This is a genomic window from Enterovibrio sp. QJM3NY_24 (assembly GCF_057786035.1).
In genome coordinates this window covers 2463758-2489682 of sequence record NZ_CM173519.1, presented here as the reverse complement: position 1 = coordinate 2489682, position 25925 = coordinate 2463758, and the positions used below count along the sequence as shown (strand labels likewise).

Sequence of the window (25925 nt, the reverse complement as noted above, 5' to 3'; positions counted from 1 at the left end):
AGATATGTTTAGAACATTGCTCGCCATGCTGATGATGGTCGCCACGTTGTTTGTGTCGCCATCTTTTGCAGAACAGGCCGAGAAAGCCGATCCGCAAAGAGAAATGGTGCAATTGGCAGGACCTGAGTATTGGCGTGAAGTGAAATCCGGCGAGTCGGGATTCACTGTCGCCACTGGCGCTGAAGCGGGTCAGTTAATTAATGTTGATGGACAGCGATGGCGTGAGATTCGCAACCAATGGATTAGCCCGCTGGGGCTTATCTTTATGGGCGCATCTGCGGCAAGCCTACTGCTTTTCTATTTGTGGGCGGGTCGCATCAAACTAACGAATGAACGCACAGGAAAAAAGGTGCACCGCTGGTCGCCATTTGAACGCGCAATGCATTGGTTTACCGCGATCAACTTCCTCATTTTGGGGCTGTCAGGTGTTGTGCTGCTGTACGGTAGACATTTTATTAAACCGGTTGCACCAGAGGCCTTGTGGGGAAGTATTATCTACGCTGCGAAACTGTCGCATAACTACTTAGGCCCTTTGTTCGTCCTTGGTCTGCTTTGCATGTTAGTGAAGTGGTTTAAGAACAACATGATCAACAAGGTCGACATTGAGTGGTTTAAGCAAGGCGGTGGTATTTTACCTAACGGTAAACACCCTGATGCTGGCTTTTGTAACGGCGGTGAGAAGATATGGTTCTGGTTGTTAGCAACCGTGGGTGTGGTGGTATGTATTACTGGTTTAGTGATGGATTTTCCGATCTTCGGTCAAACCCGCGCAGACATGCAAATCGCTAACGTTATCCACGGTATTGCATCTTTGGGCTTACTGGCTGCCGCGTTCGGGCACATCTATATCGGTACCGCGGGTACAGAAGGTGCGTTTGAAGGCATGGCGACAGGCTATGTCGATGAAGCATGGGCTAAACAACACCACAAACTGTGGTTGGAAGAAGTGCAAAATCAACCCGCACAAGAAGGCAAGCAGCCCTCGACGGATGAACAAAAAGTTTAGTCAGTCAGAGTGATGATGAATTATCGACAAAGCCAGCGAATTCTCGCTGGCTTTTTGTTTTTAGCTACTTGGTGACCATGTCCCATCGAAGTGCGGTACCAAAGGCAATGTCTGCACTCGCCGTTTTTCCTATCACATCGTCATAATATTTTGGCGCTAAGCCAAAGCCCGGTCTGACGCTGCGAACGTTCTGCGCAGTGAATTTGTCACCTGCTTTGATATCGTCACTGATATACAAAGACCGACGAAATTGCACATTGGCTTTTTCTGCGTCTTTGAGTTGATAACCTGCCTGGCCAAGTGCCTGCCATGCGATGCCCGTGTCACGGCATAGCGCCTCAAGCTCATGAGGCTCGAGCGAAAAGGTGGAATCTGGCCCTGGATCGTTGCGACTGAGCGTAACGTGCTTTTCAATCACAGACGCGCCAAGCGCCACTGCTGCAATGGACACGGTAGTGCCTAGGGTATGATCAGACAGGCCGCCAATGGTGTGAAAACGCGAAGACAAATCGGAAATGGTGCGCAGATGACTTTGCGATGCAGGCGCCGGATAAGCACTGATGCAATGGAGCAAAACCAACTCTTTGCAGCCACTGTCTCGCGCCATCGCAACCGCTTCTGCGATTTCGTCGTTGTTAGCCATGCCGGTAGAAATGATCATCGGCTTGCCTGTTTGAGCAACGTAACGGATCAGGGGCAAATCAATCGCTTCAAATGAGGCAATTTTATACGCGGGTGCGTTGAGATCTTCGAGTAAATCAACGGCAGAAAAATCAAATGGGGTACTGAAGAGCGTGATACCCACATCGCGCGCTTTATCAAACAACGGTTTGTGCCAATCAAATGGCGTGTGAGCTTCTTGGTAGAGGTCATAGAGTGTTCTGCCATCCCACAAGCCGCCCTTAATTTGAAACTCTGCAGAAGCACAATTCAGGGTGATGGTATCGGCGGTGTAGCTTTGCATTTTGACCGCGTCAGCACCCGCGCGTTTTGCCATCTCGATGGTCTGAAAAGCACGTTCTAGGGAACCATTATGATTCGCCGACATTTCCGCGATGACATAGGGCTTATGCTCTGGGCCTATTTTTCGACCATCTATCGTGATGCATTGCGTCATAGCTAGATTCAATACTCTGTTAAGTGGTTAGCGCTGCGTGTCCACTGCTCTCGTGATAAATGAAACACGCAGTAAGGAATAGCGTCACCACCGTCATTTTGTAACACCGCGACGCTCTCGTCTTTGCGAAAACTAAGTTTGTGGTGGAGGTGCAGCACCTTGGAATTGGTGCAAAGTACACGGCTATCAATTTGTCTCAGCGCTAAATCAGTAAAGCCATAAACCAGCGCAGCTTGAAGTAGGTGAATCCCCGTACCGGTCGGCGAACCTGGGTCTTTGTAAAAGCCCCACTCGGCTGAGCCAGAGGTGGCGTCAATATGGGTGAAAGAGACCATACCAATAGGTGTCTCATCAATCAGAGCGATCAGAAATCGCTTGGTCTGATCATCAGTAATGGCAGTAAACCAGCATCGGTGTTCCTCGGCATTGATGTCGTGTTGGGTGAACATGAACTGGCGAACCGCGGGGTCGTTGCGCCACTCTCTCACCATCGCTAAATCTGCTTCTGTCATTGGGCGCAGCGTTGTTTTGGTGTTGTCGCAGGGCGTCATCTCGCTCATTGGCAATTCTCCATTGCGCGAACGACACGTTCTGCGCCTAGCCCGTCAATGTCTGATTCAGGCAAACGAAGCGGCAAAGCATCCCAATGTTCGGCGAGCCAAGTCAGCTCTTGTGCATAGCGAGAGGCTGTTGTGATATTACTCAAACCGAGATAACGATACTGTCCAGATTTGGCAAGGTGCTCTGCCATGTCACGCTGATTTTCAGCAACTGACACCAAGGTGCTGGGCAAGCGTAAACAGGTACGTTCGATCGCGCTAACACCCGCAGCCCCAAATGCATAGCGCGAGCAAGCCAGTTCTGTTTCGAAGTCAGGAAGGCTTTCAACTAATTCGATAAATTCAGGCACGGTTTCCGTCAACAGCACTTCTTTTCGCGGATTTGCCATGCCATAGACAATGACAACCTTAAAGGGCAGCGTAGAAAATTGCTGACAGGCGTGAAGGAGTTTGAGCGTTTCACCTGTTGGGTCTGTACCACTGAAGAAGGCCACAATTTGGTTTTTAATTAAGCTCATATCGTGATCTCGAAGCGCTGAAAATGAGTCGCGCAACAACGCAAAGCGAGGGCCAAGCAGTTGTTGGCATTCAGTGGGCACCCATGAGTGGTAGCGGTTTTCAACGTCAGGCCAAGGATTGTGGTCAAGCAAGATATCGCAGGCATGCCTACGATTGGCGAGATCATCAATGGCGAGCACCTTGGCACCTGATGTTTTCATTAGCGATTGCCATTTTTCATCAATCGCATAATGATCAAAAACAACCCAGTCGAGGGTAATGTCATCCAACATCGCGAGACACTGATGCGCATCTTCTTCCTGCGTTACGCCTAACCAGTGCGCGTAATCGCCAGTATCCGGTAGAAAGGTTTCTTCAATGGCCGGTAGGGGAAGCACATGGATGTTTTGTCGGCGGCAATACTCAAGCAAATTCCCCGTTAGTTCTCGGCTAAGCATGCGCACATGGTGTCCGTGCTCGATCAGCTTTTTGGCAAGAACGAGGCAACGCATTACGTGTCCTGTGCCGATTTGACTCGACGCATCCACGCGAATGGCGACGTTCACAACTCGCCTCGTTTCGACAGAATTTCATACAGCATTTCAGCACGTAGCCAGTCATCGGGTTCATCGATATCTTGCACGCGAAAATGGGGTATTTGAACCGATTTCGAATGGGGTGCAAAGATTGGTAAGCCCGAAACAAATGCCTCTGGCGTTCCCCAGTAGAACATGCCTGCATCGTGATAAGCCGGCTCTAAATCTTGGGAGCGCGTTGAGAAGTGCTCAGGCCAGAACATTTCGACATTACCTTCTTCGGTCATGCGGATGCTGCGCTGGATCGGGAATGAAAAACGCGTGCTGGCGAAGGTGTATTTGGTGCCTTCACTTTGCAGCAATGCAAGGCCTTCTTCGAGATCTGAAGTGCGTGTAAATGGCACGGTGGCATACAGGCAACAGACCGCCTCGATACGGCTTTGGTCATGATCGTTCAACCATTCGATGGCGTGCTTAATCACATCCAGCGTGGTGGCGTGATCGTTGGCGATGTCTGACGGGCGAATAAAGGGAACCTCTGCGCCATATTCTGTGGCAACGGCAGCGATTTCTTCGCTGTCGGTGGACACGATAATGCGATCAAATAGACCTGACTGCTTCGCCACGTTGATGGCATACGCGATGATAGGCTGACCAATGAAGGGTTTAAGGTTCTTACCCGGAATGCGCTTGCTGCCGCCTCGGGCAGGGATAATACAGACTTTCATTGTGTCCTTTAATTGGCGTTAAGCGCCTCAGTAAGTGCTGCCACAACCTGATCTTGTTCGTCTTTCGTCATGTCAAAAAACAGCGGCAGACTTAGCGCAGCATGGTAATAATTTTCAGCAACAGGGAATTGGCCCCAATCGAAACCAAGTTCGCGGTAATAGGGTTGCGTGTGCACGGGAATATAGTGGACATGCACGCCAATCCCTTTTGCCCGTAGCGTATCGAAGACGTGGCGGCGGCAATCCGGTTCCGCTAACTGAATGACATACAAATGCCATGCCGACTCGCACGAATCGAGTAGTGTCGGCGTAGCCAGTGGCAGGTTCTCGAGTAAGCGGTTGTAGCGACGTGCAAGCGCATTTCGGCGTTTGACAAACGCATCGAGACGAGTCAGTTGAGATACGCCTAGAGCCGCTTGAAGATCTGTCATGCGGTAGTTGTAACCCAAGCCTTGCTGTTCGTAATACCAAGCGCCTTGCCCAGCATCGACAAGGTCGGCGGGGTCTCGAGTCACGCCATGACTGCGCAAGCTTTCTAATGCCTTGGCAAGTGCTGGGTCATTGGTTATCGCCATGCCACCTTCGGCGGTGGTGATAATTTTCACCGGATGAAAGCTAAACACCGTGATGTCGCTGTAACGACAACTACCAATATAGTCCCCCTGATAGCGCCCACCGATGGCATGTGAAGCGTCCTCAATTACCTTGAAACCGTATTGCTTTGATAAGCGATGGATAGCTTCCATGTCGCAGCTTTGGCCACACATGTGCACGGCAACCAGGACGTGCGGCAAGGTGTTTTCTTGTTCCGCTAGCGCAAGTTTTTCTGCGAGCTTTTCTGGGCAAAGGTTGTAGGAGACAGGATCGATATCGACAAAGTCGACCTCTGCGCCACAGTAAAGCCCACAGTTCGCTGAGGCAACAAAGGTATTTGGCGATGTCCAAAGGCGCAGACCAGCGCTTAAGCCTAACGCTAAACAGGCAAGGTGAAGGCTGGAGGTCGCGCTGTTGGCGGCAATAGCAAATTCGGCGCCAACCATTACTTTTACCGCATTCTCAAATTCTAGAACCCTAGGCCCTTGAGTAACAAACTCAGATTGTAATGCTGCAATCACTGACTCTATGTCAGCTTGATTGATAGATTGTCGACTATAGCTATGCATTTGTTCTCGATCTTTTACGCAAAACACATCCGGATACCCAGCAAGTTTGATGCCGAATATTCTACTAGGGCAGAAATTACTGAAAGGTGAACTTTGCAAGTGAGTTAATATTTCAAAACGTATTTTATCTTAGTGTGGCTATGCAATTGATGGAAAAATGCCTACAGCGTGATTAGGTGTCGAAAAAAAAGGCAACTTCTCATGAAGTTGCCTCATTGTGCGGACGTTATCCGTGATTATGATGACTTATGGCGCTCTTTCAGTTTGTTCGCCACATCTTGTAAGGAGAAATCTTGATCTTGCAGCAATACCATTAAGTGGTACATCAGGTCGGCGGATTCGTTAATCAACTCCTCCTTATCGCCCGACGTCGCTGCAAGCGCGACTTCGACGCCTTCTTCGCCCACTTTCTGCGAAATACGCTTGGTACCCTTAGCGTAAAGGGACGCGGTGTAAGACGTAGAAGGATCGGATCCTCGACGGGAAGCCAACACTTGCTCCAATTGATGAAGGAACACCAGGGCTGGCTTGCTTTCATTGTCTTCGCCAAAGCAGCTTTCTGTGCCAAGGTGGCAGGTTGGGCCGATAGGGTCGACTTGCACCAGCAGGGTGTCTTTGTCGCAATCCAAGTCGATGTGTTTAAGCTGCAACACGTTACCGGAGGTTTCGCCTTTGGTCCAAAGACGCTCCTTGGTGCGAGACCAGAATGTCACTTGCTCGGTTTCGAGGGTTTTCGCTAGCGCATCTTGGTTCATGTAGCCCAGCATCAATACCTGGCCGCTGGTGGCATTTTGCACCACGGCAGGCACGAGACCGTCAATCTTTTCCCAATCAATGCGTTCAGCCAGTGCGGCGGTTCCATCTGTCTGGCTCATAAGCGGATCTCCACGTCTTGTTGTTTTAGGTATTGTTTTAGCTCACCAATATTAATGATTTGCTTGTGGAATACGGAGGCTGCGAGTGCACCGTCAATGTTGGTTTTGTTGAATGCCTCGGCAAAGTGCACCATTTCACCCGCGCCACCGGATGCAATCAAAGGCACGTGGCACACTTCGCGCACCATGTTGAGTTGCTCCAGATCGTAGCCGTTGCGCACGCCATCTTGGTTCATCATGTTTAACACGATTTCACCTGCGCCGCGCTTTTGCACTTCTTGTACCCAATCGCGGGTTTCCCACTTGGTGGCCTTGGTACGCGATTCGTCACCTGTAAATTGGTAAACCTGATACTTACCCGTGTCTTTGTCGTAGTAAGAATCAATGCCGACAACAATGCACTGCACGCCGAACTTTTCGGCAAGCGTAGTGATCAGTTCTGGGTTCGCAAGGGCCGGGGAGTTGATGGAGATTTTGTCTGCACCAAACTCCAAAATTCGCTGTGCATCTTCTGCGGTTTTGATGCCGCCTGCCACGCAGAAAGGAATATCAATCACTTCGGCAACACGTGCTACCCAACTTTTGTCTACGACGCGACCATCGCTTGATGCAGTAATATCGTAAAACACCAATTCGTCAGCGCCTTCAGCCGCATAACGTGCAGCAAGTGGGACGATGTCACCAATGATTTCGTGGTTACGAAACTGAACGCCTTTGACGACTTGACCATCACGAACGTCTAGGCAGGGAATTATTCTTCTTGCCAACATGCGAATGCCTCCTCTGCGGTGAATTTGCCGTCTAGCAGGGCACGACCCACGATGACACCCGCAACGCCAGTATCTTTGAGCGCGTCAATGTCTGCCAGAGAACCAATGCCACCTGAAGATTGGAATTGAACTTGCGGGTAGGCTGCGCAAAGATCTTTGTAGAGCTCAACGTTTGAACCTGCCAATGTGCCGTCACGGGAAATGTCGGTACACAGAACATGTTTTAAGCCCACAGTAAGGAAATTTTCCAGCAGTGCTTCAATAGTCACGCCGGAATCTTCTTGCCAGCCTGATACAGCAACCATGCGATTGCCGTTTTCGTCGATGTTGATGTCCAGTGCTAAGACGATATGTTCCGCGCCGTATTTTTGCATCCAGCCCTTCACAATTTCTGGCTGCTTCACGGCAGTTGAACCAATCACTACGCGTTTTGCGCCTGCGCGAAGCAGTTCTACAACATCGCTTTCTTTACGAACGCCTCCGCCAATTTGAATATTCGCGGGAGTGCTTTCAATCAAGGATTCGATGATAGAAAGCTGGCGAGCAGTGGTGTCTTTTGCGCCGGTTAAGTCGACCAAATGTAGCCAGTTTGCGCCTGCATTGTGGTACAGCGCGAATTGCTCACGAGGGTCAACTTTGTATTCGGTGACTTGGCCGTAATCGCCTTGATAAAGGCGGACGACTTGTCCATCAATCAAATCTAAAGCAGGAATTATCATCCTTATAACTCCAAAAAGTTTTTGATCAGCTGCGCTCCAACTTTGCTCGAGCGCTCTGGGTGAAACTGAACGCCGTAATAGTTGCCGTTTTGTACCGCAGCGCTAAAAGGCTTGTCGTAGTCACATTGGCCAATGGTGTAATCGCCCACTGGCATGGCGTAGCTGTGCACGAAATAGAAGTAGCTGTTCTCTGGGATATCTTTGAACAGGGGATGGTTATTCACGGGAGTGACCGTATTCCAACCCATGTGTGGAAGCGGTAAGTTGCCTGTTTCCATCAGTGTGGTGTCAGCATCAACATGGCCAAGGCAGTTAACAGCTGCTTTACCTTCTTGTGATGACTTGCCCAACAACTGCATGCCCAAACAGATGCCAAGTAATGGCTGTTTGACGTCACGAACGAGCGAGATCAAATCGCGTTCTTCAAGGTTTTTCATTGCCTCGGTCGCCGTGCCAACACCAGGAAGAAACAGTTTGTCAGCGGCCAGTACTACGGCAGGGTCACGACTAATCGTGACGTCGTAACCTAAGCGCTCAATGGCAAAACGCACAGAGCTGACGTTGGCGCATCCGGTATCAATAATGACAATGTTTGCGTCGCTCATACTATCTCTCCTTAGAGTACGCCTTTGCTGCTTGGCAGCTCGTTGCCTTCAACGCGGATCGCTTGGCGCAATGTACGGCCATAAGCCTTAAACAGGCTTTCAACGATGTGGTGCGTGTTATCACCATCCGAGGAAAGGTGCAGCGTACAGGCCATGGTGTCCGTCAATGAGCGGAAGAAGTGCTCGACCATTTCGGTCGAAAGATCGCCGACTTTGTCTTGCGAGAACGTCGCGTCGAATTTCAGGTACGGGCGACCAGACAAATCCAAGGCACATTGTGCAAGGCATTCGTCCATCGGCAGGCTAAAGCCAAAACGGCCGATGCCGCGTTTGTTGCCAAGGGCTTCTTTCAGTGCTTGGCCCAGCGCTAGCGCGGTGTCTTCTACCGTGTGGTGGTCGTCGATGTGCAAGTCACCTTCTACTGCGACTACCATGCGGAAACCACCGTGTGTGGCGATTTGATCTAGCATGTGATCAAAAAAGCCAAGGCCTGTGCTGATGCTGTTGCCGCCGCTTTCATCCAAGTTTACCGTGATACGAATATCGGTTTCTTTGGTGGTGCGAACCACTGAAGCAACGCGCGGGGACGTCGTCAAATCTTTGAGGATCTGTTTCCAGTTCATGGTTTCTGGGTGATATTGAATACCACGGATCGCCATGTTCTCAGCCAATTGCAGATCGGTTTGACGATCGCCAATCACGGCGGAGGTTTTGAAATCCACTCGGCCTTGTTGGAGGTAGTCTTTCACCAAACCCAGCTTGGGTTTGCGGCAGCTACATCCTTCGTGGTCGAAGTGCGGGCAAATCAAAACGTCAGCAAACTTAACGCCTTGAGATTCGAAAATCTCCATCATCATATTATGTGGGGCATCGAAATCAGCTTGTGGGTAGCTGTCGGTACCCAAACCGTCTTGGTTGGTGACCATCACCAGCTTGTAACCTGCATCCTGAAGCGCAAGCAGAGCAGGAATGACATCAGGCTCTAGCTTTAGTTTGTCGAGGCGGTCGACTTGAAAATCAACAGGTGGCTCGACAATCAGTGTGCCATCGCGGTCAATAAAGAGGATTTTTTCTTTCACTACAAATTCCTTTTCGTTTCGCTCTTTATGCCAGTTGCTGGCGGATAAAGGTCAGAGTTTTTTCACATTCTTCACGGTTGCCGATGCTGATACGAATGCAGCCTTCAATCGGAGAGCGGCGAAGAATAATGCCGTTGTCCCAAAGGGCGGTAAACAGCAGTTCCGCGTCGTCGAATTTCACCAGAAGGTAGTTAGCATAGCCATCAAACACTTGCACACCCGGTAACATGGAAAGACCTGCTTGCAAATAAGCACGGTTAGCACTCAGATCCAACACTTGATATTTCATGCGGGCAAGACCGGCTTCAGACAGTGCCTGACAAGCAATTTCCGTCACGGGAACAGGCACAGGATAAGGCGCGATCACTTTTTGCATCAGCTGGATAACTTGTTGATTGGCAATGGTGAAGCCACAACGCAGTCCCGCGAGAGCAAAGGCCTTCGACATGGTGCGCAAAATCGCAAGGTTTGGATAACGAACCAAAAGGTCAACGGTCGACGCCTCAGGGCAGAAATCAATATAGGCTTCATCCATCACAACCAGTGCGCGACCTGCGGTCATTTCTAACAGTGCTTCAATGTCCTTGCGCTCAATCAGGTTGCCCGTTGGGTTATTTGGGCTACAGACGAAAACCAGTTTCACGCCGTCGAGATTGTTTTCGATCTCAGCGATGTTTAGCTGCCACTCTGGCGTCAGTGGAACGATTTTTCGCTCAACACCTGCGGTTTCCGCACTGATGGCATACATGCCATAGGTCGGCGGGCAGAAAAGAATGCTGTCTTCGCCTGCTTCGCAGAAGGTACGAATAAGAAGCTCAATGCTCTCATCCGCGCCACGAGAGGTGAGCACCTGTTCTGGACGCACGCCCGCATAGTCTGCATACGCACGGATGAGTTCATCTGGCTGACATTCGCTATAGCGATTAAGACCAGCACCATTAATGGTGTATTCGTTGTTAAAGGGTGATTCATTGGCATTTAGCCAGACATCACCTTGACCACCTAAGCGGCGGGCAGACATGTAAGGGGTCAACGCCTGAACATCCTTACGAGCTAATTTTTCAATATCCATCACTCACCCCAAAATTACTGCAATTTATTAAGCTTGTTGACGCGAATAGTGACCGCATTGCGGTGCGCGTCTAAACCTTCTGCATTTGCCATTGCTACCACGGTGGGTGCGAGCGCTTGCAGGCCATCTGCTGATAGCTCTTGAACCGTCATACGCTTACTGAAATCCGCAAGCCCGAGGCTTGAGTAAGTGCGCGTATAACCATAGGTTGGCAGTACGTGGTTGGTACCAGACGCGTAATCACCCACAGATTCTGGCGACCAAGCGCCCAAGAAGATAGAACCTGCATTATCCAGCAGCGGTAATAGTTCGCGCGGTTTTTTGGTCTGAACAATCAAGTGCTCAGGACCATAATTGTTTGAGATGGCGATACATTGGGTCAGGCTTTCAGCGATGATGATAATGCTTGAACCCAAGGCTTTACTGGCAATGTCCGCGCGACTTAGTACCGAAAGTTGTTGCTGCACGGCATCGGCGACTCTGTCGGCCAATACGGGAGACGGCGTGACTAGCACAACTTGTGAATCTGGGCCATGCTCAGCTTGACTGAGCAAGTCTGCGGCAACGAAATCGGCATCTGCCTCTTCATCTGCAATGACTAGCACCTCAGACGGGCCAGCAGGCATATCAATCGCTGCGCCTTGGTGATCGTTGCTGACTTGACGTTTAGCTTCGGTCACAAACGCATTGCCTGGGCCGAAAATCTTGTCCACTTTGCTGACAGTTTCAGTGCCATAAGCCATGGCGGCAACCGCTTGTGCGCCACCCAGGTTATACACTTGATCAATGCCACACAGTTTCGCAACGTAGAGGATTTCGTCTGCAATAGGTGGTGGCGAGCAAAGTACCACTTTACGGCAACCTGCAATTTGCGAGGGAACGCCAAGCATTAACACGGTAGACGGCAAAGGTGCGCTGCCACCGGGAATATACAAACCCACACGATTGATCGGACGGGTGACAAGCTCACACACAACACCCGGCATGGTTTCCACAGTCAGCGGCTGTGCTTTTTGTGCTTGATGGAAACAAGCGATGTTGTCATAGGCTTGCTTGAGCGCGACTTTAATCTCCTCACCCAAACGTGACTCAGCGGCATCGATTTCTTCCTGTTTAACACGAATGTTTTCAGGGACGACTTTATCGAATTTCTCGGTCAGTGCTTTTAGTGCTGCGTCACCACCTTGGCGTACATCACTGATCACGCTTTGAACGGCTTCCGTAATCGAAGCACTGTCTGAGATAGCAGGGCGTTCTAATGAACTTTCCTTCTGCTGGTCACTGAGCGATTTCCAAACCACTGTTTTCATGGCTTACTCCATCATCTTTTCTATTGGCAGCACCAGAATAGAGCTTGCGCCTAGTGCTTTCAGTTTTTCCATGGTTTCCCAGAACAGATTTTCAGTGCTCACAAGATGAACGGCAACGCGTTGTTTGTCATGCGCCAATGGCAGGATGGTTGGATCTTCTGCACCTGGCAGTAACTCAACGATTTTCTCAAGCGTTTCACTTGGCGCATGAAGCATGATGTATTTGGATTCTTTGGCTTTAATAACGCCGTTGATGCGGGTAAGAAGGCGATCTATAAGCTCAGCTTTGTCGACAGCAAACTCGCCAGTACGTTGGATAAGCACGGCTTTTGAACGGAAGATAACTTCTGCTTCTTTCAGGCCATTAGCTTCGAGGGTCGCGCCAGTAGAAACGAGATCACAAATCGCGTCAGCAAGGCCTGCGCGCGGCGCAACTTCAACCGAACCATTCAACATACAGGTGCTGAATTTAACATCTTGCTGGTCGAGGTAGGCTTTCAGAATGTTAGGGTAGGTGGTCGCAATGCGCTTGCCCGCTAGATCTTGTGGGCCGTTGTAGTCTTGGCCTTTTTCAACGGCGACAGACAGGCGGCAACCACCAAAATCAAGACGACGAAGTTTATTGTATTCGCTTGGTTCGCCAACCTTGACTCGCTCTAAACGCACTTCTTCAAGTTCGTTTTCACCGATCACACCCAGATCGACAACACCATCCATGATGAGGCCTGGGATATCATCATCGCGCACCAGCAATAGGTCGAGAGGCATGTTTTCTGCGTGGGCGACCAAACGATCACCGGAGACATTGATTTTCACACCGCAGCGCTTAAGCAGTTCAAAACACTCTTTTGCGAGACGGCCTTTTTTCTGTATTGCGATTCTTAGACGTTCTGTTTGCATGATCTAATCCCTGTATCTTTGGTATCAACGCTTCCTTCTAGAAGACGTTGCCACAATTTTTAATCCTAAAATGTAAAAACCCCCGGAAGGTTCGCTTCCGGGGGTCTGAATCTTGTATTCACTATAATGACCGTTGGAAGAACCTAAATCCCTGTCTTCCAGTCGAAACCAATCTTCCCGAAAGACTACTCAGGGTGATGGTGGTGGTGAATGGTCATTAGTGTTTTTTGCATTTGTGTCTTCTCTCAATATGTAAACGAGTAAACGTTTGCTTGGGCTCAACACTAACAAACTCATTAAATATTGCAACAAGTAATTTGTGTGTTTAACGAATTAGCGACTATGAGAAAGGGCAATGGCTTAAAAGGAGATGAGCGGGAGTGCAAACGGGTCAATTTCGCGAAGGTTTTATGACACTTTTCTTCTGCTTACTTTGTGATGGAGCAAGGGGTAGGGAATGAAAAACCGGAAATAAGACGAAGGTTTTTTCGATCAGACATAAACATCTAACAACCCATCGTTTTTCTTATCTTTCGATGCGGGATGCTGTTCGTTTTCAGCGTTGTCGTGCTCTTCTTCATCAACAAGCTTTTGTTTTTGCTGCTCTGTTTTATTTTGCTTCGAGACGTTATTCACTTTTTGTGGTGAATAGTCTGAGATTTTGGGGAACCAAGCCATCATATGTCCTCATGAGTTGCTCCCCCATATATCGACCAAAAATCAATCAGCTTGAGTGTTTTCTAACCGCAGCATTTTTTATGCTTTTTACCGCTTCCACAAGGACAAGGATCGTTTCGGCCCACTTTCTCGATTTTTGGGTATTCCCCATCAATGTAAAACCAAAGGGTTTCACCGTTTTTTTCTTCAGTGACAAAACGCGATTTTTCATGTAAGCAGTAAGGCGTACCGTCTTCTACATAATGGGCTTTGAATTCGACGAAACCCTGCTTGCCACCGTCATCAACAGAGCTTGATAGGACTTGCAGCATTTGCCATCGGCTCTTCACTGATTTGGCAATGGCCTCGCGGTGTTCTTCTGCGTGGCAAGAGGCGTGATAGGTGGCAACAACAAAGTCCACTAATCCAACAACATGTGCGCTGTAACGTGCGCGCATCAGTTTTTCTGGGTGATCCGCATTGCTGTGTTGATAATGAATAGGTTCGCAGCATTGGCTATAAGGCTGCTGGCTGCCGCATGGGCAAAGTGTTTGTGTTGAAGCTTTAGAAGGCTGAGCAGTCATGAAAATGAACCGAATGAATAAAATCCGGTTCATTTTCGAAGGCTAGCCACAAAGAGTCAATATATCGATGTCATTGTGGCAGGAAGAAAGCTGACATCGGTATATCGTCACTAGAATGCGTGAAGGTACCAGTCGTACTCTAAGTTAGTGATGTGTTGCTCAAACTCTTCCTGTTCTTTCTCTTTGCAGGTGACGAACACGTCGACAAAATCAGTACCGAGATATTGTCGCAAGACATCTGACGACGACAGCAACCTTAACGCGTCACGAAGGTTGGTGGGCAATGGCGTGGTGTCCATGTCATAAGCATTACCGACGATGGGATCACAGGGTTCAATTTTGTTATCGATGCCATGCATGATCGAAGCGAGGAAGGCGCTCATCATCAAATAGGGGTTGGCATCAGTCCCTGCCACACGGTGTTCAATTCGTGTTGCCTCTGGTAAATCGCCGGGAATACGAAGTGCTGTGGTGCGGTTTTCCAGACCCCAAGTCGCTGCGTTTGGCACATAGAAATCTGGGCTGAATCGGCGATACGAATTGATGTTCGGACACAAGATTGAAAAATACTGTGGCATCAACTCAAGCAGACCACCCAGTGCATAGCGCATGGTGTCGGTGACCTGGCCGTCTTCCTCAGGTTGAAAGACGTTTCTTCCCTCTTCATCAAGTAAGCTGATATGCAGATGCATGCCATTGCCAGCCTGGTCTGCGTAGGGCTTTGCCATAAAGGTGATGTCGAGATCATGATCATGGGCGACTTGCTTGATCACGCGTTTGAGCAGTATTGAATGGTCACATGCGGCGAGCGCATCATCGGTATGTTTGAGATTAATCTCAAATTGACCGGGCGCAGATTCGGCAACGATGGTATCAGCAGGTAGGCCTTGCTCACGGGCTGCTTCGATAATATCGGTAAGCAGGTCGGCATACTCGTCAAGGTCATCCAACGAATAGACTTGTGTATTCTCAGGTCGTTTTCCTGTCACAGGAGAGATTGGCGGCAATGGCGCTTTACCCGGCGTTTTACTGTCAATGAGGTAAAACTCAAGCTCAAAGGCCGAAACGGGGTTCAAGCCGCGCGCTTGCATTTGACGTAATACCCGACGAAGGATCATTCGTGGGTCGCCAAAGAAGGGCATTTCACTCTTCTCATACATCTCGAGCATGACCTGAGCAATGGGACGCTTTTGCCAAGGCTGGCGTGTCAGTGATCCTGAAACCGGGAAACAGATCGCATCGGATTCGCCAATCTCCAATCCCAATCCGGTTTCCTCGACTGGGTTGCCTTTAATGTTCATGCCATAAATAGAGATAGGTAATGCTATGCCCTGTTCATAAGCCTTGGGCAGTTTATCCTTCTCGACGCGTTTGCCCCGCACGATGCCATTCATATCAAGTAACAGCAGATCGACAAATTCAATATCCGGATTTTGTTCGAGAAACTGAATCGCTTCTTGTGCATCCGGTAAATTTGTATCTTCAGGCGTAAACATTTCCTTGTCTGTTTGATATCGCATTAAACACCTACCTGAGTGTAAATTATATTGGCCACCTCGATGTGTACCTCTGAGTGAATAGTAAACACACAATAATGTCAACCGCGTTCAACATCACAAATTCCTTATTTTTGCTGCAAATCAATGCGATAAGCGCGGATAAATCAGGCAATTAACAATGTTAATAAATTGATAAATAATTAGGTTGATTTTGTTGGGCTGGTCACTTGCGTAATTTATTTTTAACGTGTAGCGTGTGAAAAAACGAACGCGTTAAGTGGTGATAACGGTTTTTAACTTATCCCATCACATGGAATTAACGACAAAGTAGAGGACGGTATGCAGTGTTCAACAACGCCATTAGTCGGCGTGACAGGTTGCAGTGCTCAGCTGGGATTGCATCCCTTCCATATTGCTGGCGACAAATACGTTAAAGGTGTTGTTGATGGTTCGGGTTGTTGCCCGTTGATTATTCCTGCATTGGGCCATGCGCTTCCTATGAAGCAATTGCTCGCCTCGTTTGATGGCCTTTTGTTCACCGGCTCTCCTTCCAACATTGAACCTCATCACTATCAAGGTACGCCAAGCGGTTCAGATGCTCATCACGACCCAGAACGCGATGCCACCACATTGCCCTTAATGAAAGCCGCTATTGAAATGGGTGTCCCCGTTTTGGCGATTTGCCGTGGTTTTCAAGAAATGAACGTCGTGATGGGCGGCTCTTTACACCAAAAGCTGCATGAAGTTGGTGGCTTTATTGAACATCGGGAAGATAAAACCGCATCCGTGGGTGTTCAATATGGCCTTTCTCACACAGTGACAATCGAACCTGGAGGCCTTCTCTACGAGGCGTGGGGTCGCACTTTTGCGGAGGTCAATTCTGTTCATACACAGGGCATTGACCAATTAGGCAAGGGTTTGCGACCAGAAGCGTATGCGCCAGATGGGTTGATAGAGGCAGTCTCTGTTATCGATGCAAAACGTTTCGCTTTAGGGGTTCAGTGGCATCCTGAGTGGGAAGTCACAAAAAATCCCTTTTATTCAGCTATCTTCGAAGTATTCGGGAATGCCTGCAGACTAAGAGCGAAATCACGTGAGAAAGAATATGAATAAGCTTAAGAAATGGTTGAAGGACAACGAAATTACGGAAGTCGAATGTGTGGTTGGCGACTTATCAGGTATTGCGCGCGGTAAAATTGCGCCCGTGGATAAATTTATTCACGAAGGTGAGATGCGATTGCCTGAAAGCGTTCTGCTTCAAACGGTGACCGGTGATTATGTGGATGACGATATCTACTACTCATTGCTCGATGAAGCGGATATCGACTTCATTTGTAAACCTGATGAAGACGCCGTTTATCTGTTGCCGTGGACAATAGAGAAAACAGCACAGATCATTCATGACACGTTCGACAAAATGGGTAATCCCATCGAGTTGACGCCACGAAATTTGCTCAAGAAAGTGCTGAAACTCTATGAGGAGCGAAACTGGAAACCGGTTGTTGCGCCTGAAATGGAGTTTTACCTCACCGCGCGCAGTGAAAACCCCGATTTACCCTTAAAGCCACCTATTGGCCGTTCAGGTCGAATGGAAACAGGACGCCAATCATTCTCGATCGATGCCGCTAACGAATTCGACCCCTTGTTTGAAGATATGTATGAGTGGTGTGAAAAGCAGGGCTTAGCCATTGATACCTTAATTCATGAAGAAGGGGTCGCACAGATGGAAATTAACTTCCGTCACGGTGACCCTCTGGTTCTGGCCGATCAAGTGTTTTTGTTTAAGCGCACATTGCGAGAAGCCGCGCTGAAACACGAAGTGGTGGCAACATTTATGTCTAAGCCGGTCACCGATGAGCCGGGCAGTGCAATGCATTTACACCAGAGTATTTTAGATACCCAAACGGGCAAAAACATATTTACCAATGAAGATGGCACCAGTTCGTCGTTGTTCTACGGACACATTGCCGGTCTTCAACAATTTATTCCCGAAATGCTGCCGATGTTCGCACCCAACGTGAACTCGTTCCGTCGCTTCCTTCCTGATACCTCCGCACCTGTCAATGTCGAATGGGGCGAAGAAAACCGAACCTGTGGCTTACGTGTGCCGAGTTGCTCTCCGCAAAATCGACGTGTGGAAAACCGTTTGCCGGGCGCTGATGCAAACTGCTATCTCGCCATCGCAGCGAGCTTATTGTGTGGCTATATCGGCATGGTGAGAGAGCTAAAACCGACGCCGCCGGCACAAGGACGTGGTTATGAAATCAGAAGCCCTGCATTGCCGTATACCTTGGAAGGAGCATTGGAACGCATGGAGAAATGCGATGAAGTTGCTGAATATTTCGGCGAGTCATTTGCCAAAGGCTATATCGCGGTGAAGCGTAAAGAGCAGGAAAACTTCAAACGTGTGATCAGTTCGTGGGAGCGAGAGTTCTTATTGCTGACAGTGTAAAAAGGGAGACAACCTAATAGGTTGCCATTGAGTCAAACTATATGGATGTGGAGGTCTAAATGACACACGTCGCACAACACCCAGATACCGAAACACTGCAAGCGCTAGATAACGCGCACTATTTACACCCATTCAGCGACCACAAAACGCTGAGAGAGACGGGCGCTCGCATGATTGTGCGTGCTCAGGGTGTGTACATCTGGGACAGCAATGGAAATCGCATTCTGGATGGCATGGCAGGTCTTTGGTGCACCAATATCGGTTACGGCGAGAAAAGATTGGCCGACGCCGCGCATCGACAGATGCTTGAACTCCCTTACTACAACAGTTTCTTCCAATGTGCTCACCCACCGGTGGTGGAACTCGCGAAGGAAATTGCAGACCTTGCTCCTGACCACATGAATCAGGTGTTCTTCACCGGCTCTGGTTCTGAATCAAACGACACTGTGCTGCGCATGGTTCGTCATTATTGGACGTTGAAAGGCCAGCCTGAAAAATTCAACATCATTGGTCGTCATAACGGTTATCACGGCTCCACCGTTGCAGGTGCGAGCTTAGGTGGCATGAAAGGTATGCACAAGCAAGGTGGGCTGCCGATCCCTGGCATTCACCATATTCCACAACCTTATTGGTTTGGGGAAGGCGGCGACCTGACCCCCGAAGAGTTTGGAATCAAAACGGCACAAGAATTGGAAAAAGCCATTCTTGAGATTGGCGAAGATAAAGTCGCTGCGTTTATTGCAGAACCGTTTCAAGGCGCGGGTGGCGTGATCATTCCACCTTCGACGTACTGGCCTGAAATCAATCGCATCTTGGCGAAATACGACATTCTCATGATTACTGATGAAGTCATCTCAGGCTTTGGCCGAACCGGCGAATGGTTTGGCTGCCAACACTTCGGTATCACGCCTGATTTTATGCCTATCGCAAAAGGCATGACATCTGGTTATATCCCGATGGGCGGTGTGATTGTTAGTGATCGTGTGGCGAATGCGTTTCAAGAAAAAGGCGGCGATTTCAACCACGGCTTTACCTATTCCGGTCACCCTGTTGCCGCGGCTGTGGCGTTGGAAAATCTGCGCGTCATGAAAGAGAAAAATCTCATTCGATACGTCAAAGAAGACATCGGCCCTTACTTGCAACAACAGTGGCAAACCTTGGCGGATCATCCTTTGGTGGGTGAAGCACGAGGCGTAGGGCTGGTGGCTGCGATCGAATTGGTCAAAGACAAAGCCTCGCGATCTCGATTCGATGAATCTGTTGGCATTGGTGGTATTTGCCGTGACTTAAGTGTTGAAAATGGCCTTGTAATGCGAGCTTGTGGCGACACGATGATCATCAGCCCCCCGCTGGTGATCACGAGAGCTGAGGTCGATGAACTTATCCATAAAGCGAAATTGTCGCTGGATTTGACGTTACAACATTTGCAGGAAAATGGCGTGATTTAACGCCCACGAGATCTCACTGATTGGCATCAAAGCGATGCCAATCAACCATCAAAGCCAGCTTGCAAAACTGGTTTGGACATTGGAATGTAGTAATGCCTTTCTTTTGAAAAGGAGAGGGCTAAAAGGAGAAAACATGAAGATGGTAATCCGAAACAAGGTCACCGCAGTTATGCTTGCGGGACTGGTGGTTTCAACTGGGCTACACGCAGAAGAAGTGCTACGAATTTACAACTGGAGTGATTATATCGCGGAAGACACGATAGAAAACTTCGAGAAAGAGACGGGTATTAAGATCACCTATGATGTCTACGACAGCAACGACATACTCGAAGCCAAGTTGCTTTCCGGCAACTCGGGCTACGATCTGGTTGTGCCATCAAATAACTTCTTAGCCAAACAAATCACGGCGGGCGCATTCCAGCAATTGGATAAAAGTCAGCTGACCAACATGAAAAATTTGGACCCGGTATTAATGAAGCGTTTGGAAATGGCTGATCCAGGTAATAAGTACGCCATTCCTTACCTTTGGGGTACCAATGGTATTGGTTACAACACCGAAAAGGTGACAGCGATTTTGGGTGATAACTTACCCGAGAATAAGCTAGACCTTTTGATGGACCCTCAGTACGTGTCCAAATTAAAAGAGTGCGGTGTTGCTATGCTCGATTCCGCCGATGAGGTGATGCCGCAGGTGCTGCAATATCTCGGTTTGAATCCAAACTCCACCAATAAAGAAGACTACAAAAAAGCAGGGGAAGCACTGGCTAAAATTCGCCCTTACATTACCTACTTCCACTCGTCGCGCTACATCACCGATTTGGCGAATGGTGATGTTTGTCTGGCCTTTGGTTTCTCGGGGGATATCTTTCAAGCGGCAGATCGCGCGGAAGAAGCTGACAATGGTCAGGTTATCGAATACGCCATTCCAAGTGACGGCGCGAATATTTGGTTCGACATGATGGCGATCCCAGCGGGGGCGAAGAATGCCAAAAACGCTCACACCTTTATCAACTACATTATGCGTCCAGAAGTGATTGCCCCAATCACGGATTATGTTGTGTATGCCAACCCTAACACTGCCTCGAACACACTGATTGATCAGGACGTGTTGAACAACCCTTCTATTTATCCGACTCCTGAGGTGATGGAGAAGTTGTTCGTGTCTGAAGTGTTACCTCTGAAAATAAGCCGTCTCAAGACTCGTAACTGGACGCGAATGAAAACTGGCCAGTAACGGTTAATCAGAGAGCCGCATTGTTTGTGGCTCTCTCGCTGTTTTCAGGATTTACGTTTTCTGAGCGGTAACAGGGAGGATCAGAGTGTGACGAATAAACCGCAACCTATCGAAAGTCAGCAGAAGAAACAGGATCTGCTAAAAATTGACCGTGTCAGCAAAGTGTTCGGCGATGTTCGTGCCGTCGATGATGTGTCCCTCACGATTGAGAAAGGAGAGATTTTTTCGCTATTGGGTGGGTCCGGGTCCGGTAAATCTACCTTATTGCGCATACTGGCGGGATTCGAAAAACCGTCAAGCGGTCGAATTTATCTTGATGGTGAAGACATCACCGACATGCCTCCTTACGAACGCCCTATCAATATGATGTTTCAGTCTTACGCCTTGTTTCCGCACATGACGGTGGCGCAAAACATCGCCTTTGGTTTGAAGCAAGACAAAATGAAGAAGGCTGAAATTGATCTCCACGTTGCCGAGATGCTTCGTTTAGTGCGAATGGAAGAGTATGCCAAAAGAAAGCCACATCAACTTTCGGGCGGTCAGCGCCAACGGGTTGCTTTGGCGCGATCATTGGCAAAGCGACCAAAACTTTTGTTGCTCGATGAACCCATGGGGGCATTGGACAAAAAGCTACGCACACAAATGCAGTTAGAAGTGGTGGAAATTCTTGAACGTGTTGGTGTGACCTGTGTGATGGTAACTCACGACCAAGAAGAAGCCATGACCATGGCAGGTCGTATCTCCGTGATGCACGAAGGATGGATCGCCCAAACAGGCTCACCAACGGACATCTACGAAAGCCCCAACAGTCGCATGATTGCCGAATTCATTGGTTCGGTGAACACGTTTGAAGGCGATATCGTGGTGGATGAAACTGACCATTGCGTGATTGATTCACACGAAATCTCGCAGCCCATCTATGTTGGTCACGGCGTTGCTACTAATGTCGAAGACAAAAAAGTATGGCTGGCGGTCAGGCCAGAGAAAGCCTTGATCAGCAAAGAGCCACCTGAAGGCGAGTACAACTGGACCAAAGGTGTGGTGGATGATATTGCCTACCTCGGTGGAATGTCCGTTTACTACGTCAAATTACCTAGCAGTAAAATCGTGATGTGTAGCATGGCGAATATCTCTCGACGCCAAGACCGACCCACTTGGGATGACGAAGTGTTCATCAGTTGGGAGGCCACCAGCGGTGTGGTATTACGCGTATGACGATGCCCTCTAACCCTAATACTGACGTGAAAAAGCCGCCGACTAAGACACACATTCTGTTTCCAAAGGGTCGGCATTTTACCTTAGGGATCCCCTATCTTTGGCTATTACTCTTTTTTGCGATGCCCTTTGCGATAGTGTTTAAGATCAGCCTCTCCACGGCTGCCATTGCAATACCGCCTTATGAAGCGATTATGCAATATGTGGATGAAGTGGTTGAGATCACGCTGAATCTTGAAAACTATCTACGAATACTCGATGACGATCTTTATGTTCTCGCGTATCTCAGTTCGGTCAAAATTGCTTTTTTCTCGACGATTGGTTGTCTGCTATTGGGATACCCAATGGCCTATGCGATTGCCCGTGCACCTGCACGGATGCAGACCGTGCTGCTGTTGCTTATCATGTTGCCATCTTGGACCTCTTTTTTGATCCGTGTTTATGCCTGGATGGGGCTATTGAGTAACTCGGGGATCATCAATAGTTCTTTACTCTGGCTCGGTGTGATTTCAGACCCTATCCAGATCCTCAACACCAATGTCGCGGTGTACATCGGTATTATTTATACCTATTTGCCATTCATGGTGCTGCCCCTTTACGCCAACCTCGTCAAGCTCGATGGCAGCTTGCTCGAAGCGGCAGCTGATTTAGGCTCACGTAACTTTAATACTTTCTGGAAAGTGACATTGCCCTTGTCGAAAGGCGGTGTGATTGCAGGTTCCATGTTGGTGTTTATTCCTGTGGTGGGTGAAGTCGTGATACCAGAGCTGCTTGGCGGCCCTGAAACCCTGATGATTGGTAAGGTGTTGTGGCAAGAATTCTTTAACAACCGTGATTGGCCTGTTGCCTCGGCATTGGCGATTGTGATGTTGGCGCTGTTGATCATTCCGATCACCTTGTTCCATCACTATCAATCTAAGGACATGGAGGCTAGCCGATGAAACGTTGGCAATTTTCAACCGTCATGTTGTGGGTAGGGTTAGTGTTTCTCTATTTGCCGATGTTGATCTTGGTGATCTACTCATTTAATGCCTCAAAGCTGGTGACGGTGTGGGGCGGATTCTCCACCAAGTGGTATATCGAACTGTTCAAAGATGAACAGATCCTGCAAGCCGTCTGGACCAGCCTACGCATCGCGTTTTATAGCTCCACCATGGCGGTGATCATAGGCACGCTTGCAGCGTTTGTAATGACACGGTTTAGACGTTCATGGGGGAGGCTCACGCTATCAAACATGATCACGGCGCCACTGGTCATGCCTGATGTGATTATCGGTCTTTCGCTGTTGCTGTTGTTTGTTCAAATGGGCGAGCTGTTTGGTTGGCCAGCTGAGCGCGGGATGACAACGGTGTGGATTGCACACTCGACATTCTGCGCCGCGTATGTGGCGGTGGTGGTGTCATCGCGCTTGCGAGAATTGGATTTCTCGATTGAAGAAGCCGGCATGGATTTGGGGGCAACCCCGCTGAAAGTCTTCTTCGTGATCACTGTCCCTATGATTGCGCCTGCGCTGGTGGCGGGTTGGTTATTGAGCTTCAGTTTGTCTCTTGATGATCTGGTTATCGCAAGCTTCGTGTCGGGGCCGGGGTCAACCACGCTACCTATGGTGGTGTTCTCTTCTGTGCGCCTGGGCGTGTCACCGAAGATCAATGCCCTTGCCACATTAATCATTCTGGTTGTGTCGTTGTTTGCGTTTATTTCTTGGTATATCGCTCGCCGCTCTGAGCGTAAGTCCAAGGAAGAAATGAAACGGCTCAACCAAGAATTAGAACAACAGTAGGAACGTCACATGTCGCAGCAAGCAGGTTCAATGGAATCGAAGCAACGCACCCAAAACCCTCAGTTAGAGCATGCCTCGTCGTATTATGCGGCGTCTGCCAATCCCTCGCCGTTGCGTGAGACACTGAAAGAAGATGTCACCACGGATGTGTGCATTATCGGCGCGGGTTATACCGGATTGTCGTCAGCACTGCATCTGCTGGAAGCGGGGTTTAATGTTGTTGTGCTTGAGGCTGCGCGAGTGGGCTGGGGCGCGTCAGGTCGCAATGGCGGCCAGATCGTCAACAGCTACAGCCGTGATATTGATGTGATTGAGAAAACGGTGGGTAAAGAGAAAGCCCGCCTTTTCGGTGAGATGGCGTTTGAGGGCGGTAAAATCATTCGTGAGCGCGTTGAGAAATACAACATTGAATGCGATTTGAAAAACGGCGGCGTGTTTGCGGCGCTGAATGCCAAACAGATGCACGAGCTTGAACATCAAAAAGCGCTTTGGGAGCGCCATGGTAACGACCAACTTGAAATGATCAATCAGAATGACATTCGTAGTATGGTCGATACCGAACGCTACGTGGGGGGATTGCTCGATAAGTCTGGTGGGCATATTCACCCGCTAAACCTTGCATTAGGCGAAGCGGATGCTGTCGAAAGCTTGGGCGGTATCATCTATGAGCATTCAGCGGCGATTCGTATCGAGCGTGGCGAGCCAGTGAAAGTGTTTACTGAGCAAGGTTCTGTGACGGCTTCGTTTTTGATTGTTGCTGGCAATGCCTATTTGGGCGGATTGATGCCTGAGCTACGCGCAAAATCGATGCCTTGTGGCACGCAGGTGATCACGACCGAACCGCTAACGGACGACCAAGCCAAAAGCTTATTACCTCAAGATTACTGTGTGGAAGACTGTAATTACTTGTTGGATTACTTTCGGTTATCTGGCGACAAACGGCTGATTTATGGCGGAGGGGTAGTTTATGGCGCTCGCGATCCCGCGGATATTGACGCGATTATTATCCCGAAAATGCTCAAAACGTTTCCTCAGCTCAGCAATGTCAAAATTGACTATCGCTGGACAGGAAATTTCTTGATGACGCTATCTCGTCTGCCCCAGGTGGGTAGGGTAGGCAGTAATATCTACTACTCGCAGGGTTGTAGCGGTCATGGCGTCACTTATACCCATTTGGCGGGGCGCTTGTTGTCGGAAGTGTTACGCGGGCAAGCAGAGCGGTATGATGCGTTCGCGAGCTTACCGCATTTACCTTTCCCTGGTGGACATGTACTGAGTGTGCCTTTTTCAGCACTGGGTGCGTGGTATTACACGATGCGCGACAAATTCGGGATTTGATGTCACAGCTAGCCCCGCACAAATGGCTTTATCAACAAGAAGCGCCCAAGATTAAGGGCGCTTTATTACGAGGAGATTCTTTTTAGAAGTTAGCAGGCGTGGTCGCGCTGAAAATACGGCACTCATCATCAAACGGATTGGCAAATCGGTGGGGGCGATTACTGTCAAAGTAATAGCTGTCACCCACCTCTAGAACATAAATGTCATCGCCGACGGTAAGCTCCAATTTCCCCTCAATAACCAGTCCAGCTTCTTCGCCTTCATGCTGAAGCATATCGTCACCTGAGTGCGAGCCTGGCGGGTAAATCTCCGAGAGTACAGACAGCGCACGATTCGGATAGTCTTTACCAACTACCTTCATGGAAACCGCGTCATCGCCAATTTCCAATAAGTCAGTTTGGCGATAAATCACCGGTGCCGACTCACTTTGACCGATATCCGCAGAGAAAAACTCCACGAGGGAAAGGGGAATACCTGACAACACTTTTTTGAGCGAACTGACAGAAGGGCTAACACTGTTCTTCTCAATCATTGAGATAGTGCTGTTTGTCACACCGGCGCGTTTTGCCAATTCACGCTGAGATAATCCACGACTTTTTCTTACGGCCTTTAGGTTGGCACCAATATCCAATGTCCGACTCTCCTCGTTTCGAATGTATCAGTCACTAATGTAATAGATTTTGAACAAGCAATCCTACTTCTTAGCCCGAGGTAATCAAGTGTTTTGTGATGGCGCAGCCATAATGTAAAAAATATTTACCGTTTCATGCTCGCTTTATT

26 protein-coding genes and 1 other annotated feature are annotated in these 25925 nt (G+C 49.0%); of the genes, 9 read left to right on the top strand and 17 right to left on the bottom strand.

The window, feature by feature from the left end:
• Positions 1–4 precede the first annotated feature (4 nt).
• On the top strand, positions 5–1006 hold the full coding sequence (locus tag AC3CIC_RS10915; RefSeq protein ID WP_488514609.1) for a formate dehydrogenase subunit gamma: 1002 nt from the start codon (positions 5–7) through the stop codon (positions 1004–1006).
• A gap of 64 nt (positions 1007–1070) precedes the next feature.
• On the opposite strand, the gene pseI is transcribed toward AC3CIC_RS10915, so the two are convergent.
• The 16 genes from pseI to AC3CIC_RS10835 all read right to left on the bottom strand — a co-directional run bounded on the left by pseI (position 1071) and on the right by AC3CIC_RS10835 (position 15699).
• Complete coding sequence (pseI, locus tag AC3CIC_RS10910) at positions 1071–2123, bottom strand: pseudaminic acid synthase (RefSeq protein ID WP_488514608.1); 1053 nt, start codon at positions 2121–2123, stop codon at positions 1071–1073.
• Positions 2124–2131: 8 nt separating this feature from the next.
• Complete coding sequence (gene pseH, locus AC3CIC_RS10905; protein ID WP_488514607.1) at positions 2132–2683, bottom strand: UDP-4-amino-4,6-dideoxy-N-acetyl-beta-L-altrosamine N-acetyltransferase; 552 nt, start codon at positions 2681–2683, stop codon at positions 2132–2134.
• Positions 2680–3747, bottom strand: coding sequence for a UDP-2,4-diacetamido-2,4,6-trideoxy-beta-L-altropyranose hydrolase (gene pseG, locus AC3CIC_RS10900; RefSeq protein WP_488514606.1), 1068 nt, complete (start codon positions 3745–3747; stop codon positions 2680–2682). Before pseG ends, pseH begins: the two co-directional genes overlap by 4 nt.
• Entirely contained in the window at positions 3744–4445 is a 702-nt protein-coding gene (gene pseF, locus AC3CIC_RS10895) for a pseudaminic acid cytidylyltransferase (RefSeq protein ID WP_016961134.1), read from the bottom strand. The genes pseG and pseF overlap by 4 nt, the downstream gene beginning before the upstream one ends.
• 8 nt (positions 4446–4453) lie before the next feature.
• On the bottom strand, positions 4454–5608 hold the full coding sequence (gene pseC, locus AC3CIC_RS10890) for a UDP-4-amino-4,6-dideoxy-N-acetyl-beta-L-altrosamine transaminase (protein WP_488514605.1): 1155 nt from the start codon (positions 5606–5608) through the stop codon (positions 4454–4456).
• 236 nt (positions 5609–5844) lie between these two features.
• Positions 5845–6483, bottom strand: a complete 639-nt coding sequence (gene hisIE / locus AC3CIC_RS10885) for a bifunctional phosphoribosyl-AMP cyclohydrolase/phosphoribosyl-ATP diphosphatase HisIE (RefSeq protein WP_016961136.1) — start codon at positions 6481–6483, stop codon at positions 5845–5847.
• Positions 6480–7253 (bottom strand): imidazole glycerol phosphate synthase subunit HisF, encoded by a 774-nt coding sequence (hisF, locus tag AC3CIC_RS10880; protein ID WP_488514604.1) that lies wholly within the window; start codon positions 7251–7253, stop codon positions 6480–6482. The genes hisIE and hisF overlap by 4 nt, the downstream gene beginning before the upstream one ends.
• Positions 7235–7972 (bottom strand): 1-(5-phosphoribosyl)-5-[(5-phosphoribosylamino)methylideneamino]imidazole-4-carboxamide isomerase, encoded by a 738-nt coding sequence (hisA, locus tag AC3CIC_RS10875; protein WP_017004246.1) that lies wholly within the window; start codon positions 7970–7972, stop codon positions 7235–7237. The genes hisF and hisA overlap by 19 nt, the downstream gene beginning before the upstream one ends.
• A 2-nt stretch (positions 7973–7974) precedes the next feature.
• Entirely contained in the window at positions 7975–8577 is a 603-nt protein-coding gene (gene hisH / locus AC3CIC_RS10870; protein ID WP_017004245.1) for an imidazole glycerol phosphate synthase subunit HisH, read from the bottom strand.
• A gap of 11 nt (positions 8578–8588) precedes the next feature.
• Positions 8589–9656, bottom strand: coding sequence for a bifunctional histidinol-phosphatase/imidazoleglycerol-phosphate dehydratase HisB (hisB, locus tag AC3CIC_RS10865; protein ID WP_488514603.1), 1068 nt, complete (start codon positions 9654–9656; stop codon positions 8589–8591).
• A 25-nt stretch (positions 9657–9681) separates the two neighbouring features.
• Complete coding sequence (gene hisC / locus AC3CIC_RS10860) at positions 9682–10722, bottom strand: histidinol-phosphate transaminase (protein WP_026023970.1); 1041 nt, start codon at positions 10720–10722, stop codon at positions 9682–9684.
• Between the two features lie 20 nt (positions 10723–10742).
• Positions 10743–12038 (bottom strand): histidinol dehydrogenase, encoded by a 1296-nt coding sequence (hisD, locus tag AC3CIC_RS10855; RefSeq protein ID WP_017004243.1) that lies wholly within the window; start codon positions 12036–12038, stop codon positions 10743–10745.
• Positions 12039–12041: 3 nt separating this feature from the next.
• On the bottom strand, positions 12042–12938 hold the full coding sequence (gene hisG, locus AC3CIC_RS10850) for an ATP phosphoribosyltransferase (RefSeq protein ID WP_488514602.1): 897 nt from the start codon (positions 12936–12938) through the stop codon (positions 12042–12044).
• A gap of 70 nt (positions 12939–13008) precedes the next feature.
• Positions 13009–13148 (bottom strand) — a sequence feature (His leader region).
• Positions 13149–13430: 282 nt separating this feature from the next.
• Positions 13431–13619, bottom strand: a complete 189-nt coding sequence (locus tag AC3CIC_RS10845; RefSeq protein ID WP_394210443.1) for a hypothetical protein — start codon at positions 13617–13619, stop codon at positions 13431–13433.
• Positions 13620–13678: 59 nt separating this feature from the next.
• Positions 13679–14179, bottom strand: coding sequence for a YchJ family metal-binding protein (locus AC3CIC_RS10840; protein ID WP_488514601.1), 501 nt, complete (start codon positions 14177–14179; stop codon positions 13679–13681).
• A 110-nt stretch (positions 14180–14289) separates the two neighbouring features.
• Positions 14290–15699, bottom strand: coding sequence for a glutamine synthetase family protein (locus AC3CIC_RS10835; RefSeq protein WP_488514600.1), 1410 nt, complete (start codon positions 15697–15699; stop codon positions 14290–14292).
• A gap of 318 nt (positions 15700–16017) precedes the next feature.
• Here AC3CIC_RS10835 and AC3CIC_RS10830 point away from each other — a divergent pair, with 318 nt between their 5' ends.
• From AC3CIC_RS10830 to AC3CIC_RS10795, 8 genes are all read left to right on the top strand, one after another.
• Complete coding sequence (locus AC3CIC_RS10830) at positions 16018–16791, top strand: gamma-glutamyl-gamma-aminobutyrate hydrolase family protein (protein WP_488514599.1); 774 nt, start codon at positions 16018–16020, stop codon at positions 16789–16791.
• Positions 16784–18130, top strand: a complete 1347-nt coding sequence (locus AC3CIC_RS10825; RefSeq protein WP_016961148.1) for a glutamine synthetase family protein — start codon at positions 16784–16786, stop codon at positions 18128–18130. The genes AC3CIC_RS10830 and AC3CIC_RS10825 overlap by 8 nt, the downstream gene beginning before the upstream one ends.
• A 59-nt stretch (positions 18131–18189) precedes the next feature.
• Positions 18190–19578 carry an aspartate aminotransferase family protein gene (locus tag AC3CIC_RS10820; RefSeq protein WP_488514598.1) on the top strand — a complete coding sequence of 463 codons (1389 nt, stop codon included), beginning with the start codon at positions 18190–18192 and terminating at the stop codon, positions 19576–19578.
• A gap of 133 nt (positions 19579–19711) precedes the next feature.
• The gene (locus AC3CIC_RS10815; RefSeq protein WP_488514597.1) at positions 19712–20812 is read left to right on the top strand and encodes a polyamine ABC transporter substrate-binding protein; all 1101 of its coding nucleotides are present in this window, start codon (positions 19712–19714) and stop codon (positions 20810–20812) included.
• A gap of 87 nt (positions 20813–20899) precedes the next feature.
• Positions 20900–22027, top strand: coding sequence for a polyamine ABC transporter ATP-binding protein (gene potA / locus AC3CIC_RS10810; protein WP_016961151.1), 1128 nt, complete (start codon positions 20900–20902; stop codon positions 22025–22027).
• Positions 22024–22968: an ABC transporter permease subunit gene (locus AC3CIC_RS10805; RefSeq protein WP_371733149.1), complete on the top strand. Its 945-nt coding sequence runs from the start codon at positions 22024–22026 to the stop codon at positions 22966–22968. The genes potA and AC3CIC_RS10805 overlap by 4 nt, the downstream gene beginning before the upstream one ends.
• A complete protein-coding gene (locus AC3CIC_RS10800; RefSeq protein ID WP_016961153.1) occupies positions 22965–23807 on the top strand; it encodes an ABC transporter permease subunit in 843 nt (280 codons plus the stop codon). The genes AC3CIC_RS10805 and AC3CIC_RS10800 overlap by 4 nt, the downstream gene beginning before the upstream one ends.
• Positions 23808–23816: 9 nt before the next feature.
• Positions 23817–25145, top strand: coding sequence for an NAD(P)/FAD-dependent oxidoreductase (locus AC3CIC_RS10795; RefSeq protein ID WP_488514596.1), 1329 nt, complete (start codon positions 23817–23819; stop codon positions 25143–25145).
• An 82-nt stretch (positions 25146–25227) separates the two neighbouring features.
• Here the strand turns inward: AC3CIC_RS10795 and AC3CIC_RS10790 are convergent, their stop codons facing one another.
• Complete coding sequence (locus AC3CIC_RS10790; RefSeq protein WP_016961155.1) at positions 25228–25776, bottom strand: cupin domain-containing protein; 549 nt, start codon at positions 25774–25776, stop codon at positions 25228–25230.
• Positions 25777–25925 lie beyond the last annotated feature (149 nt).

Coding starts and splice junctions, on each gene's coding strand:
- AC3CIC_RS10805 (WP_371733149.1), top strand. CDS start 22,024: ATGACGATGCCCTCTAACCCTAATACTGACGTGAAAAAGCCGCCGACT.
- AC3CIC_RS10840 (WP_488514601.1), bottom strand. CDS start 14,179: ATGACTGCTCAGCCTTCTAAAGCTTCAACACAAACACTTTGCCCATGC.
- hisF (WP_488514604.1), bottom strand. CDS start 7,253: ATGTTGGCAAGAAGAATAATTCCCTGCCTAGACGTTCGTGATGGTCAA.
- AC3CIC_RS10830 (WP_488514599.1), top strand. CDS start 16,018: ATGCAGTGTTCAACAACGCCATTAGTCGGCGTGACAGGTTGCAGTGCT.
- AC3CIC_RS10845 (WP_394210443.1), bottom strand. CDS start 13,619: ATGATGGCTTGGTTCCCCAAAATCTCAGACTATTCACCACAAAAAGTG.
- hisIE (WP_016961136.1), bottom strand. CDS start 6,483: ATGAGCCAGACAGATGGAACCGCCGCACTGGCTGAACGCATTGATTGG.
- AC3CIC_RS10835 (WP_488514600.1), bottom strand. CDS start 15,699: ATGCGATATCAAACAGACAAGGAAATGTTTACGCCTGAAGATACAAAT.
- AC3CIC_RS10820 (WP_488514598.1), top strand. CDS start 18,190: ATGACACACGTCGCACAACACCCAGATACCGAAACACTGCAAGCGCTA.
- AC3CIC_RS10915 (WP_488514609.1), top strand. CDS start 5: ATGTTTAGAACATTGCTCGCCATGCTGATGATGGTCGCCACGTTGTTT.
- hisA (WP_017004246.1), bottom strand. CDS start 7,972: ATGATAATTCCTGCTTTAGATTTGATTGATGGACAAGTCGTCCGCCTT.
- AC3CIC_RS10825 (WP_016961148.1), top strand. CDS start 16,784: ATGAATAAGCTTAAGAAATGGTTGAAGGACAACGAAATTACGGAAGTC.
- AC3CIC_RS10795 (WP_488514596.1), top strand. CDS start 23,817: ATGTCGCAGCAAGCAGGTTCAATGGAATCGAAGCAACGCACCCAAAAC.
- pseH (WP_488514607.1), bottom strand. CDS start 2,683: ATGAGCGAGATGACGCCCTGCGACAACACCAAAACAACGCTGCGCCCA.
- AC3CIC_RS10815 (WP_488514597.1), top strand. CDS start 19,712: ATGAAGATGGTAATCCGAAACAAGGTCACCGCAGTTATGCTTGCGGGA.
- hisG (WP_488514602.1), bottom strand. CDS start 12,938: ATGCAAACAGAACGTCTAAGAATCGCAATACAGAAAAAAGGCCGTCTC.
- pseF (WP_016961134.1), bottom strand. CDS start 4,445: ATGAAAGTCTGTATTATCCCTGCCCGAGGCGGCAGCAAGCGCATTCCG.
- pseC (WP_488514605.1), bottom strand. CDS start 5,608: ATGCATAGCTATAGTCGACAATCTATCAATCAAGCTGACATAGAGTCA.
- hisD (WP_017004243.1), bottom strand. CDS start 12,038: ATGAAAACAGTGGTTTGGAAATCGCTCAGTGACCAGCAGAAGGAAAGT.
- hisH (WP_017004245.1), bottom strand. CDS start 8,577: ATGAGCGACGCAAACATTGTCATTATTGATACCGGATGCGCCAACGTC.
- pseI (WP_488514608.1), bottom strand. CDS start 2,123: ATGACGCAATGCATCACGATAGATGGTCGAAAAATAGGCCCAGAGCAT.
- AC3CIC_RS10800 (WP_016961153.1), top strand. CDS start 22,965: ATGAAACGTTGGCAATTTTCAACCGTCATGTTGTGGGTAGGGTTAGTG.